We start from the raw sequence: 12,099 nt of genomic DNA on the forward strand, positions 1-12,099 counted from the left end.
CCGGCAGGCTGCGCCAGGGTCAATCGCGCCGGCGAACGGGCACCGCCACCTCGATCCGCCGCAGCGCCGGAATGGTCCAGGGCGGGTCGTAGAACCAGGCGATGGGCGCACCCTCCGCTACCCAGGCCGTGTCCCCCAAGGCAGCCAGCAGGCGGGCCTTGGCATCCGCCACGCATTGCGGCGCGGTGCTGCCGGAAAAGCGCAGCACGGCACAGGTTTCGGGCGCTACCTGCACGATCTGCACGCGCGGGTCCGCAGGGACAGGCGGTTCGCGTAATGCGGCCGGCAGGAAGAAGCGGATGCGGTGGCCGGCCCGCGCCCTGGCCTGGTCGACCGGTACCGTCATGGCGATGCGGGCCCGCGTCTGGTTGCCGCCAAAGATGTAGCGCGCGAGGCGGGAGAAGCCCTCGCTGCGGCTGGCGGTCTCATCGGCCGGCACCTCGGTCTCGGCGGCGAGGCGGGCGGCGTAGCGCCGGATCTCGATACCGCGGGCGCGGTCCAGCACCTCGAAGGAAGGCTCCTCCGTCCCGCTGCGCACGCCGGCGACGGAGGCGACGCCCTGCGCCAAGGCGGTGGCACCGGCGGCGAGGCGTTCGAGCATGGCGGGACCTCCGGGTTGTGTCCTGGATGTGGCGCCGCCGCGCCGTCAGGCAACCGCGGCGAGACCGGCGGCCGGGCTGGTCAGCGGCGTGCCGGCCCGGCACAGCGCGGCGGCCGGCGCCATGCTGGCCTGCGCCAGGGCCACGACGGCCGCGCCACCGTCGAACGCCGCATCGGCGGCGGCGGCGACCAGCGCGGCGTAGCGGTCGGCCTCGCCGGCGCGGAAGGCAGCCCAGGCGCCCTCGACCAGCCGCACCTCCAGCGTCGCGCCATGGCGCGCGGCGGCCTCGGCGAACAGCGCCCCGGTCGGCGCCAGGGTGGTGTGGACGGCGCAGAGCGCCATGACAGGGCCGCCATTGCGGCAGGCGGCCTCGGCCAGGGCAGCGTCGACGCGCAGCACCGGAATGGCGGCGCAGACCAGGCCAGCGGCCGGGCCGAGGGTGGAACAGGTCAGCAGGATGGCATCCGTGCCCGGCTCGGCCAGGGCTTCCAGCGCGGCGGCGGTGCGGGCGGCGATGTCCGCCGTCATGCCGCCGGCGGCCTCGGCTTCCGCCAGCAGATCGTCGCGCAGGTGGTGGTACAGCGTGACGTCGGGCGGGCAGGCCTCGTCGAACAGGCGAAGATTGGTGGCGGCGGTGTGGAGGCAGGCAATGGTCTTCATGGCGCTTGCCCCCACCCCGAGCCTCCCCCGCAGGCGGGGGAGGCAGAAGGTTGCCTTAGTTCTTGGCCTTGTCGACCAGCTGGTTGGTCTTGATCCAGGGCATCATGCCGCGCAGCTTCTCGCCCACTTCCTCGATCGGGTGTTCGGCCAGGCGGCGGCGGGTCGCCTTGAAGCTGGCCTGGTTCACCTTGTTCTCCAGCATCCAGTCGCGGGCGAACTTGCCCGACTGGATGTCATTGAGGACGCGCTTCATCTCCTCCTTCGTCGCGGGGGTGATGATGCGCGGGCCGGTGACGTATTCGCCGTATTCGGCCGTGTTGCTGATCGAGTAGTTCATGTTGGCGATGCCGCCCTCATAGATCAGGTCGACGATCAGCTTCACCTCGTGCAGGCACTCGAAATACGCCATCTCGGGGGCGTAGCCGGCCTCGCACAGCGTCTCGAAGCCCGCCTTGATCAGCTCGACCAGGCCGCCGCAGAGCACCACCTGCTCGCCGAACAGGTCGGTCTCGCATTCCTCCTTGAAGGTCGTCTCGATGACGCCCGAGCGCCCGCCGCCGATGGCGGAGGCGTAGGACAGCGCGATCTCGAGCGCATTGCCCGAGGGGTTCTGGTGCACCGCCACCAGGCAGGGCACGCCGCCGCCCTTCTGGTACTCGCCGCGCACCGTGTGGCCGGGGCCCTTCGGCGCGATCATGAACACGTCGATGTCGGCGCGCGGGTCGAGCAGGTTGAAATGCACGTTCAGACCGTGGGCGAAGGCCAGCGCCGCGCCGGGCTTCATGTTGGCGTGCAGGTGGTCGCGGTACAGGTCGCCCTGCAGTTCGTCCGGCGTCAGCACCATGACCACATCGGCCCACTTCGCCGCATCGGCTGGCGACATCACCTTGAAACCGGCGGCTTCCGCCTTCTTCCAGGACCCGCCCGGACGCAGGCCGATGACCACGTCGGCCACGCCGCTGTCGCGCATGTTCTGGGCATGGGCATGGCCCTGGCTGCCGAAGCCGATGACCGCGACCTTCTTGGCCTTGATCAGATTCACATCCGCATCGCGGTCATAATACACACGCATCGTCGCAGCTTCCTTTGGATTGCCTCGTCCCGAGGCGACTAATGCCCCGTTGCGGGGGCAATTGGGTGTTACCCGCTCCGCGGGCGTTGATGCACCACTTCGTGGATGAAACCAAGCTTGCGCACCACGGGCGGGCTCAGCACGAAGGGGTAGAGGTCGGGCGTGCCCATGCTGCGGTTCATCGCGTTCATGGCGATGGTCAGCGGGGTCCAGGCAGAGAGGATCTCCTCCATCGAGGATCGGTAGGGGTTGAAGTCGAGGTCGGTCTCCAGCACCCCCTCCTTGTCCAGTTTCGGGCTGATCTTCATCCCGAAGCTGGCGGCCATCTCCAGGCTGTCCACCATGTGCAGGTAATGGGCGAAGCATTCCGCCCAATCCTCATGCGGGTGAGCGGCGGCGTAGGCGGAGATGTAGTCCCCGCGCCAATCGTCGTTCGGCGGCTTGGCGTAGTGCGCCTGCAGCGCCGCGCCATAGTCGGTGCTTTCGTCGCCGAACAATGCCCGGAAATCCTCGGTACGGCCAGCGCGGTCGATCAGGACGATGAAGTACCAGTGCCCGACCTCATGCCGCATATGACCCAGCAGCGTGCGGAACGGCTCGTTCAGCCGGGTGCGGCGGGCCTCGCGCTCGGCATCGTCGGCTTCGGCGAGGGCGATGGTGATCAGCCCCTCGTCATGCCCGGTCATGGTCGGCGGCTCGCCATCGAGGTCGGCGAGGAAGGCGAAGCGCAGCTCCGGCCCCTCATGCGGCAGGCCGAGCCGGTCCAGCGTGTAGATCAGCCGGCGCTTCGCCACCTCCATCCGCCGCCACAGCGGCAGGTTTTCCGGCACCGACAGGTCCGGGACGATCTCGTTCAGGCGGCAGGCGGGGCAGTAGTCGGCCTCGTCCTCGCTCGGCAGCATCCAGTTGCAGGCGTCATGCGCCGCATTGGCACAGGCCTTCCAGGGCTGGCCGTTGAACAGCGCATTGCCTTCCTCATCGAAGGCGGACAGGCGCCCCGGCCCGGGCAGGAAGCCGAGGCGGGAGCCGCAATTCTCGCAGGCGGTGTTCTCGAAATGCAGCAGGTTGCTGCACTTCTGGCAGGCGAAAAGGCGCATGGCATGGGCTCCGGAGTCGGTTCGCCCTGCGAACGGCGGGGAGGCCAGCAAAGTTTCAGACCGAGAGCGCGGAGCTGCCCCGCACGATGGCGACCGCGCCGGTTCGGCTGACCTCGGCAAGGCCAATCGGCCGCATCAGCGCGCAGAAGGCATCGATCTTCTCGGCGTTGCCCGTCATCTCGAAGACAAAGCTTTCGGTGGTGGCATCCACCACCCGCGCCCGGAAGGCATCCGCCAGGCGCAGCGCCTCCACCCGCGTCTCGCCGGTGCCGACCACCTTGATCAGCGCCAGTTCCCGGACCAGGTGCGGCCCGGCCAGCGACAGGTCGGACACCTTGTGCACCGGCACCAGCCGGTCGAGCTGCGCCTTGATCTGCTCGATCACCATCTCCGTGCCGGAGGTGACGATGGTGATGCGCGACAGCCGGCGGTCGGCATCGACCGGCGCCACCGTCAGACTTTCGATGTTGTAGCCGCGGCCGGAGAACAGGCCGATGACGCGCGCGAGTACGCCGGCCTCGTTCTCCACCAGCACCGCGATGGTGGCGGAGCGGAATTTTCCAGAATCGTCGGGCATCGGTTTCAGCAGTCCGGCAGGAGGTCAGGGAAGCGGCAGGCGTGACTCAGACGAGAACCTTGCCCTCATCCGTCACGCCGGCGACGCCACCCTCCTGCCCCGGGCCGAGGATCATCTCGTTATGCGCGGCCCCCGAGGGGATCATCGGGAAGCAGTTCTCGTCCTTGGCCACGCAGATGTCGGCGATCACGGGCCGGTCCACCGCCAGCATCTCCCGGATCACGTCGTCCAGCTGATCGGCCGAGGTCGCGCGCAGGCCAACGCCGTGGAAGCTCTCGGCCAGCTTGACGAAATCCGGCAGCGCCGCGGAGTAGCTTTCGGAATAGCGGCCGCCATGCAGCAGCTCCTGCCACTGCCGCACCATGCCCATGTATTCGTTGTTCAGGATGAACACCTTCACGGGCAGCCGGTACTGCGCCAGCGTCGCCATTTCCTGGATGTTCATCAGGATGCTGGCCTCGCCGGCGATGTCGATGACCAGCGCATCCGGATGCGCGATCTGCACGCCCATCGCCGCCGGCAGGCCGTAGCCCATGGTGCCGAGGCCGCCCGAGGTCATCCAACGGTTCGGCTTTTCGAAGCCGAAATACTGCGCCGCCCACATCTGGTGCTGGCCGACCTCGGTCGTGATGAAGGTCTCGCGGCCGGATTCGCGGGTGATCTCGTACAGCCGCTTCACCGCGTGCTGGGGCTTGATGATCTTGCCCTGCTGGACGTAGCGCAGGCAGTCCTTGCCGCGCCACTGGTCGATCTGGCGCCACCACTCGGCCAGCGCCTCCCGCTGCGGCGGCGCCTTGTCCTCGTTCCAGACCTGGATCATGGCGGCGATGATCTGCCCGGCATCGCCGACGATCGGCACGTCCACCTTGACGTTCTTGTTGATGCTCGACGGGTCGATGTCGGCGTGGATCTTCTTCGAACCCGGCGAAAAGTGCAGCAGGTTGCCGGTCACCCGGTCATCGAAGCGCGCGCCCATGTTCAGCATGACGTCGCAGCCATGCATCACGAGGTTCGCCTCGTAGGTGCCGTGCATGCCGAGCATGCCGATGAACTGCGGGTCCTGCGACGGGAAGGCGCCGAGGCCCATCAGCGTGTTGGTCACCGGGAAATTGGTCAGGCGGGCGAATTCGCCGAGCAGGCGCGACGCCTCCGGCCCGGAATTGATGACGCCGCCGCCAGCATAGATCACCGGCCGCTGGGCCGACTTCAGCAGCGCCACCGCCTTGCGCACCTGGCCCATGTCCGGCGCCGTCACCGGACGATAGGAGCGGTGCGGCTGGGCCGCGGGCGGGGCCTCGGCATAGGGCGCCTTGGCGATCAGGATGTCCTTCGGCAGGTCGATCACCACCGGGCCGGGGCGGCCGCTGCGGGCGACATGGAAGGCCTCGTGCACCACCCGGGCGAGATCCTCGGACCGCTTCACCAGGTAGTTGTGCTTGGTGGCGGGGCGGGTGATGCCGGTGGTGTCGGCTTCCTGGAAGGCGTCGTTGCCGATCAGGTGCGTCGGCACCTGCCCGGTCAGGCAGACCAGCGGGATGCTGTCCATCAGCGCATCCAGCAGCCCGGTCACCGCATTGGTGGCGCCGGGGCCGGAGGTCACGAGCACGCAGCCGACCTTGCCGGTGGAGCGCGCATAGCCTTCCGCCGCATGCACCGCGGCCTGTTCGTGGCGCACCAGGATGTGGCGGATGGCGTTCTGCTGGAAGATCGCGTCGTAGATCGGCAGCACGGCGCCGCCCGGATAGCCGAAGATGACCTCGACGCCCTGATCCTTCAGCGCCCGGAGTACGACCTCGGCGCCCGACATGGTCAGGGGCTGCGTCGTGGCGTGCTGGATGGTGGCGGACATGGGGCTGGGGGCTTTCCTGTGTCTGGTGAGACAGGCGCTAACTAGGCCCGTTGCTGCGGCGCGTCAACGTCCGGATGAACAAACATCATAAATTCGGCCAGCGCGCGTTCCGAAAGTTGCGAGAGACCGCCGCTGCGCGCATGGATGCTATGCGTAAGGCTGGCGAGGGCGTGATGCCGGAACCAAGTCGCCTGGCGCTTGGTATATTGACCGGTGTTGAGAATGGCGCGGTGGGAGGCTGCTTCCAGCGTCATCCCGCCGGCCAGATACGCCAGCAGTTCCGGCACGCCATGCGCCCGCATCGCCGGCAGCGCCGGGTCCAGGCCCTGCGCGCCCAGCGCCCGCACCTCCTCCAGCGCGCCCTGTTCCAGCATTCCCTGCCAGCGCCGGGCGATGGCGGCGCGCAGCGCATCGCGCGGCGGGTCGAGCAGAATGGCAGCGAAGCGCCAGGGCGCCGGTCCGGTGGCGGAGGCCGCCTGCCAATGGCGCAGCCCACGCCCGGTGCCGGTCACCACCTCATAGGCACGCGCCAGGCGCTGGCCGTCGGAAGGACGCAGCGTCGCGGCGGTTTCGGCATCGAGCGCCGCGAGGCGGGCGTGCAGCGCGGCCGGGCCTGCCTCGGCGAGCAGCCGGCGCGCCTCGGCGCGGGCGGCCTCCGGCACCGGCGGGATCTCGGACAGGCCCTCGGTGAGGGACAGGAAATACAGCCCGGTGCCGCCGCACAGGATCGGCACGCGGCCAGCCTGCCGCGCGCGCTCCATCGCGCCCAGCGCGGCGCCGCGCCACCAAGCGACGGTGCCGGCCTCCGCCACCGGGCGCACGCCGTACAGCGCATGCGGCACGCGGGCTTCCTCGGCCGGCGTCGGGCGGGCGGTCAGGATGCGCAGTTCGGCATAGATCTGCATGGAATCGGCGTTGATCACCTCGCCGCCGAGGCGCTCCGCCAGGGCCAGCGCCAGCGCGCTTTTGCCGCTCGCGGTCGGGCCGGCGACCAGGATGGCGGGCGGATGTTGCGCGGCCATCAGGCTGGTGGCACAGGGCGCGCCACATGCCCCATATCCTGACCCTGATCGCAGCCCCCGGCGGTCTCGACCCCGCCCTTCTCGCCCGCGCCCGCGCGGCACTGGCCGGCATCGGCGCCACCCCCGGCGCTCCGGACTGGCTGTCGGAGGGCGAGGCGGTGGACCTGCCCTTCGCCGATGCCCCCGCCGAACTGGCCGCCGCCGCCGCCCGCACGGCGCTCGGCGATGCGCCGGTGGACGCCATCGCGCAGCCCGCCGAGGGTCGCCGCAAGCGCCTGCTGGTGGCGGACATGGACAGCACCATCGTGACGTCGGAGACGCTGGATGAACTCGCCGCCTATGCCGGGCTGAAGGACCAGATCGCCGCCATCACCCGGCGCTCCATGAATGGCGAACTCGATTTCGCCCAGGCGCTGCATGAGCGCGTCGGCATGCTGCGCGGGCTCGAGGTCGCCGCGCTGGAAGGCACCTGGGCGCAGACGGAAATGATGCCCGGCGCGGCGACGCTGGTGGCGACGATGCGCGCGCATGGTGCGGTGTGCTGCCTCGCCTCCGGCGGCTTCACCTTCTTCACCGGGCGGGTGGCGGACAGGCTCGGCTTCGACCACCACGTCTCCAACATCCTGCTGATCGAGAACGGCAAGCTGACCGGCAAGGTGGCCGAGCCGGTGTTCGACCGCAACGCCAAGCTGGCCACGCTGACCCGGCTGGCGACGGAGAATGCGCTGCCGATGGCGGCGACGCTCGCGGTGGGGGATGGCGCCAACGACCTGGACATGATCGGCGCAGCGGGGCTTGGCATCGCCTATCACGCCAAGCCGATCGTCGCGGCCGCCGCCCGGGCGCGGGTCGATTACAACGACCTGCTGGCGCTGCTGTTCGCCCAAGGCTATCGGCGCAGCGAGTTTCGCTAAGGCAGCGCCGCCCCCCTCACCCAACCCTCTCCCCACATAGGGGGAGAGGGCTCGTCGGTCAGCCGGGGCTGCCGGTGGGGGCGGCCAGGCGCAGGGGCACCCAGCGCTGGCCTTGTGCGCTTTCGATCAGCAGCAGCGCCGTCGCGCGGTTCTGGCGGCGCAGAGTCGAAAGCCTTTCCTGCACCTCCTGCGGCGTGTTCACCCGCTCCTGCTGCACTTCCACGATCACGTCGCCGGGGCGCAGCTCGCGCTCGGCGGCGGGGCTGCCGGGGGAGACCTCGGTGATCACCACGCCGCGGCTTTCCGGCCGCAGGCTGAACCGCTCCCGCGACTCCGCCGTGATCGGGCCAACCGTCAGGCCGAGGCCGGCGAGTTCCAGCGTCTGGGGGCGAGCCTCCGGCGCCGGCGTCGTCGCGCCGGCCGCGGCCTGGTCGCTCGGCAGTTCGGCGACGGTGACGGTCAGCGTGCGCTCGGCACCGTCGCGCCACACCACCACCGGCGCCTGGCTGCCCACGGCGGTGTCGGCCACGATGCGCGGCAGGTTGCGCATTTCCCGCACTTCCTGCCCGTTGAAGCGCAGGATCACGTCGCCGGCCTGGATGCCGCCTTGTGCCGCCGGCGCATCCTCCTGCGCGCGGGCCACCAGGGCGCCGCGGGCGCCGCCTGTCAGGCCGAGGCTCTCGGCGATCTCGTCCGTCACCTGCTGGATGTTCACGCCAAGCCAGCCGCGCCGCACCCGGCCGACATCGCGCAATTGCGCCGCGATGTTGCGTGCGAGGTTGGAGGGGATGGAGAAGCCGATGCCGATCGACCCGCCGGAGGGCGAGTAGATGGCGGTGTTGATGCCGATGACCTCGCCGGCCAGGTTGAACAGCGGGCCGCCGGAATTGCCGCGGTTGATCGCCGCATCGGTCTGGATGAAGTCGTCATACAGCCCTTGCCGAATGTCGCGGCCGCGTGCCGAGACGATGCCGGCCGAGACCGAGCCGCCCAGGCCGAAGGGGTTGCCGATGGCCAGCACCCAGTCACCGACCAGGGCCGTGTCGCTGTCGCCGAAGGTGACGGCGGGCAGCGGGCGTTCCGGGCGGACGCGCAGCACCGCCACGTCTGTGCGCGGATCGGCGCCGACCAGTTCGGCCCGCAGCGTGGTGTTGTCGGACAGCACCACGTTGATCTCGTCCGCGCCCTCGATGACGTGGTTGTTCGTCACGATGATGCCGGAGGCATCGATGATGAAGCCGGAGCCGAGCGATTGGCCGCGGCGGGCGGGCGGCTGCGGCCGGTTGGGCTGCGGCTGGGCGCCCGGGGGGCTGCCCGGCGGGCGGTTACGCTCCAGGAAGTCTCGGAAGAATTCCTCGAATGGGCTGCCGGGCGGGGCCTGGGGCACGTCGGGCGCGCCGGGGCGGCGCTGCGCCTGCGCCTGGGCGGCGGCCTGGCTGGTCTGGATGTTCACCACCGCCGGCAGCAGGCGCTGCGCCAGCGGGGCAAAGGAGGTGGGGGCGCCCGGCGGCGGAACCTGCGCCTGGGCGGCTGGCAATCCGGCCAGCGGCGCGGCCAGCGCCGCGACCATCAACAGGGGGGCAAAGCGCAATTGCGGCAACCTTCTACGGAGGGGGATGGGCGCATTCGCCCGACTCATGTCTCGCGGCGATAGAGATTGGCACGGCGTGCCACAAGCGGAAGCCCGCCCGCGCATGACGTCGACGTCACCCGGCGCCAATCATCATCCAGGCGAGCCCGGTGCCGATGACCGCGGCGACCAGCCCCCCGGTCCGCAGCCGCTGCTCCGGGGTGGCAGCCAGGCTGGCCAGCATGCGCTTCATGGAACCGGGAAAAACCGCGTAGGCCAGGCCTTCCAAAGCCAGCACCACGGCCACGCCCGCAAGAACGTGGCCGAGCTGCATGGCCGGCTACTGCTGCGGCGCAGCCGGTGCCACTTCGGCGGCCGCGGGCGCCGGAACGGCGGCAGCGGTCGGCGGTGCTGCGGCGGGTGCCGCGGCGCGGGCTGGCTGCGTGCCGACGCTCGGCATGCTCTCCCGGAAGAAGCGGAAGAACTCACTGTCCGGCGACAGCAGCAGGCGGGTCTCACCCTCGGAGAACGCCTCGCGATACGCCTGCATGCTCCGGTAGAACTGGAAGAACTCCGGATCCTGCTGGAACGCATCAGCGAAAATGCGGATCGCGTCCTGCTCGCCCTGGCCACGCAGGATGTCGGCCTGCGCCTGGGCTTCGGCCAGCAGCACGGTGCGCTCGCGGTCCGCGCCGGCGCGGATACGGGTCGCTTCCTCCTGGCCACGGGCGCGTTCCTCGGCAGCGACGCGCTGCCGTTCGGACTGCATGCGGGACAGGATGGCGTCGGTGTTCTGTTCCGGCAGGTCGGCGCGGCGGATGCGGACATCCTGCACCTCGATGCCGAAGGCCTGCATCTCCTCGTTCACCAGCCGCCGGATCTCGCCCATGATGCGAGCGCGGTCGGCAGAGAGCACGGACAGCAGCGGCTCGTTGCCGAGCACGCGGCGGACGGCGGAAGTGACGATGGAGTTAATGCGGGCACGGATGCCCACCTCCTGCGCCCCGACCGTCTGGTAGTAGCGCAGCGGGTCAGTGATGGAATAGCGCGTGAAGCTGTCCACGCTCAGCCGGCGCTGGTCGCCGAGGATGATCTCCTCCGCCGGCGCGTCGAAGTCCAGCAGGCGGCGGTCGAAGGCGATGACCGACTGCACGAAGGGGATCTTGGCATGCAGGCCCGGCGTCCGGATCACGCGGATCGGCTCGCCGAACTGGGTGATCAGCACCTGCTGGGTCTGGTGCACGGTGAACAGGGTGGAGGCTGCGACGACGAGGATGACCGCCAGGGCAACGGCGGCTGCGATAGTCTTGTTCATCGGATCGCACCCCGCTGCGCGCCGGCACTGGGCGGCGATGGCTGCGCGCCCGGCTGGGCACCCTGCCTCGGCGGCTGGACCGCGGCGGCGCCGCGCGTGGCGTCACCCAGGTTCAACAGCGGCACCAGACCCTGCAGGCGGTCGTCGATCAGGATCTTCGGGTTGCGGCGCAGCACTTCCTCCATGGTCTCCAGGTAAAGCCGGCGCACCGTCACGTCCCGCGCCACCTGGTAGGCGGACAGCACCGAGAGGAAGCGCTGTGCCTCGCCTCGGGCGCGGGAGATCTGGCTTTCGCGGAAGCCCTCGGCTTCCTGCACCAGCCGCTGCGATTCACCGCGCGCGGCCGGGATGATAGCGTTGCGGTAGGATTCGGCCTCGTTGCGGGCACGCTCGCGGTCGGCGCCGGCGCGCTGCACGTCGATGAAGGCATCGATCACGCGGGCCGGCGGCTGCGCGTTCTGCAGCTGTACCTGGGTGATTTCCACGCCCGCATTGTACTGGTCCATGATCGCCTGGGTGCCGCGGCGCACCTCCTGCTCGATCTGGGCGCGCGCCTCGGTCAGCGCCGGCTGGATGGCGGTGCGGCCGATGACCTCACGCATCACGCTTTCCGACGCCGACTTCACCGTCTGCTCCGGGTTGCGGGTGTTGAACAGGAACTCCCCGGCATCGCGGATGCGCCAGAACACGGCGAAGTCGATGTCGATGATGTTCTCGTCGCCGGTCAGCATCAGGCTTTCCTCCAGCACGTCGCGTGCCGGAATGGGCCGTGCCGCGGCGCCGGAGTCGGCGGAGGCGCGGAAGCCGACATCGACCCGGTTGATGCGGGTGACGCGCGGCGTGGTGACGGATTCGATTGGCCAGGGCAGGTGGTAGTTCAGGCCGGGCTGCGTCGTCGCCGTATAGGCGCCAAAGCGCAGCACGATGCCCTGTTCGTCCGGCTGGACGCGATAGATGCCCGACGCCAGCCAGGCGCCGACCAGCAGCAGGGCCAGCAGGCCCAGCCCCGCGCCGCCCATGCCGCGCGGCAGCATGCGCCGTACGGTATCCTGTGCCTGCCGGATGACGTCATCGAGGTCCGGGCCACCGCCCCGCCCGCCACCGCCGCCACCCTGGCCTCCGCCAGAAGGCGGCTGCGGCTGCCCCCACGGCCCGCCCGGCCTGGGGTTGCCCCAGGGGCTGGGTCCGCCGTTGCTGTTCCACGCCATCGGGCTTTAGGCCTCCTCCAGACTTCGGCTCATCCTTTGCCACGCCCCGTCCTGCAAAGGGAGGGGTGCAGCGCCCGCGCCGACGGTCCATATGGTCCGGGTGTCGTCGGCCCGGCCTTGGTCGTGGCCAGGGCAGCAGGCTCGGTCTGGGGCGCGTGCAACCGCGCGCCATGCACCGGCCGGCCGCCGCGATATCGTACGGAACAGGGGGTTT

12 protein-coding genes are annotated in these 12,099 nt (G+C 70.1%); 1 reads left to right on the plus strand and 11 read right to left on the minus strand.

Annotated features, from left to right (window positions below; genetic code table 11):
* Nucleotides 1–19: 19 nt before the first annotated feature.
* The 7 genes from ACLF3G_RS08610 to miaA all read right to left on the minus strand — a co-directional run bounded on the left by ACLF3G_RS08610 (nt 20) and on the right by miaA (nt 6,878).
* Nucleotides 20–601, minus strand: coding sequence for an SOUL family heme-binding protein (locus ACLF3G_RS08610; RefSeq protein ID WP_430668953.1), 582 nt, complete (start codon nt 599–601; stop codon nt 20–22).
* 45 nt (nt 602–646) lie between these two features.
* Entirely contained in the window at nt 647–1,261 is a 615-nt protein-coding gene (locus ACLF3G_RS08615) for a hypothetical protein (RefSeq protein WP_430668954.1), read from the minus strand.
* 55 nt (nt 1,262–1,316) lie between these two features.
* Entirely contained in the window at nt 1,317–2,333 is a 1,017-nt protein-coding gene (gene ilvC, locus ACLF3G_RS08620; protein ID WP_430668955.1) for a ketol-acid reductoisomerase, read from the minus strand.
* Between the two features lie 68 nt (nt 2,334–2,401).
* Complete coding sequence (locus tag ACLF3G_RS08625) at nt 2,402–3,430, minus strand: zinc-binding metallopeptidase family protein (protein WP_430668956.1); 1,029 nt, start codon at nt 3,428–3,430, stop codon at nt 2,402–2,404.
* A 55-nt stretch (nt 3,431–3,485) separates the two neighbouring features.
* Nucleotides 3,486–4,007: an acetolactate synthase small subunit gene (gene ilvN, locus ACLF3G_RS08630; protein ID WP_430668957.1), complete on the minus strand. Its 522-nt coding sequence runs from the start codon at nt 4,005–4,007 to the stop codon at nt 3,486–3,488.
* A 46-nt stretch (nt 4,008–4,053) separates the two neighbouring features.
* A complete protein-coding gene (locus tag ACLF3G_RS08635) occupies nt 4,054–5,856 on the minus strand; it encodes an acetolactate synthase 3 large subunit (protein ID WP_430668958.1) in 1,803 nt (600 codons plus the stop codon).
* Nucleotides 5,857–5,897: 41 nt separating this feature from the next.
* Nucleotides 5,898–6,878 carry a tRNA (adenosine(37)-N6)-dimethylallyltransferase MiaA gene (miaA, locus tag ACLF3G_RS08640; RefSeq protein WP_430668959.1) on the minus strand — a complete coding sequence of 327 codons (981 nt, stop codon included), beginning with the start codon at nt 6,876–6,878 and terminating at the stop codon, nt 5,898–5,900.
* A gap of 26 nt (nt 6,879–6,904) precedes the next feature.
* Between miaA and serB the strand changes: the two genes are divergently transcribed.
* Entirely contained in the window at nt 6,905–7,792 is an 888-nt protein-coding gene (gene serB, locus ACLF3G_RS08645; protein WP_430668960.1) for a phosphoserine phosphatase SerB, read from the plus strand.
* Between the two features lie 58 nt (nt 7,793–7,850).
* On the opposite strand, the gene ACLF3G_RS08650 is transcribed toward serB, so the two are convergent.
* The 4 genes from ACLF3G_RS08650 to hflK form a co-directional block, all read right to left on the minus strand.
* The gene (locus tag ACLF3G_RS08650; protein WP_430668961.1) at nt 7,851–9,383 is read right to left on the minus strand and encodes a DegQ family serine endoprotease; all 1,533 of its coding nucleotides are present in this window, start codon (nt 9,381–9,383) and stop codon (nt 7,851–7,853) included.
* 115 nt (nt 9,384–9,498) lie between these two features.
* Nucleotides 9,499–9,696, minus strand: a complete 198-nt coding sequence (locus tag ACLF3G_RS08655; protein WP_430668962.1) for a DUF2065 domain-containing protein — start codon at nt 9,694–9,696, stop codon at nt 9,499–9,501.
* Between the two features lie 6 nt (nt 9,697–9,702).
* On the minus strand, nt 9,703–10,677 hold the full coding sequence (gene hflC / locus ACLF3G_RS08660; protein WP_430668963.1) for a protease modulator HflC: 975 nt from the start codon (nt 10,675–10,677) through the stop codon (nt 9,703–9,705).
* Entirely contained in the window at nt 10,674–11,885 is a 1,212-nt protein-coding gene (gene hflK, locus ACLF3G_RS08665; protein ID WP_430668964.1) for an FtsH protease activity modulator HflK, read from the minus strand. Before hflK ends, hflC begins: the two co-directional genes overlap by 4 nt.
* Nucleotides 11,886–12,099 lie beyond the last annotated feature (214 nt).

It is taken from the genome of Falsiroseomonas sp. HC035 (assembly GCF_050563525.1).
In the GTDB taxonomy this organism is placed as follows: Bacteria; Pseudomonadota; Alphaproteobacteria; order Acetobacterales; family Acetobacteraceae; genus Falsiroseomonas.

Coding starts and splice junctions, on each gene's coding strand:
- ACLF3G_RS08655 (WP_430668962.1), bottom strand. CDS start 9,696: ATGCAGCTCGGCCACGTTCTTGCGGGCGTGGCCGTGGTGCTGGCTTTG.
- hflC (WP_430668963.1), bottom strand. CDS start 10,677: ATGAACAAGACTATCGCAGCCGCCGTTGCCCTGGCGGTCATCCTCGTC.
- ACLF3G_RS08610 (WP_430668953.1), bottom strand. CDS start 601: ATGCTCGAACGCCTCGCCGCCGGTGCCACCGCCTTGGCGCAGGGCGTC.
- ilvC (WP_430668955.1), bottom strand. CDS start 2,333: ATGCGTGTGTATTATGACCGCGATGCGGATGTGAATCTGATCAAGGCC.
- ACLF3G_RS08635 (WP_430668958.1), bottom strand. CDS start 5,856: ATGTCCGCCACCATCCAGCACGCCACGACGCAGCCCCTGACCATGTCG.
- ilvN (WP_430668957.1), bottom strand. CDS start 4,007: ATGCCCGACGATTCTGGAAAATTCCGCTCCGCCACCATCGCGGTGCTG.
- ACLF3G_RS08615 (WP_430668954.1), bottom strand. CDS start 1,261: ATGAAGACCATTGCCTGCCTCCACACCGCCGCCACCAATCTTCGCCTG.
- hflK (WP_430668964.1), bottom strand. CDS start 11,885: ATGGCGTGGAACAGCAACGGCGGACCCAGCCCCTGGGGCAACCCCAGG.
- serB (WP_430668960.1), top strand. CDS start 6,905: ATGCCCCATATCCTGACCCTGATCGCAGCCCCCGGCGGTCTCGACCCC.
- miaA (WP_430668959.1), bottom strand. CDS start 6,878: ATGGCCGCGCAACATCCGCCCGCCATCCTGGTCGCCGGCCCGACCGCG.
- ACLF3G_RS08625 (WP_430668956.1), bottom strand. CDS start 3,430: ATGCGCCTTTTCGCCTGCCAGAAGTGCAGCAACCTGCTGCATTTCGAG.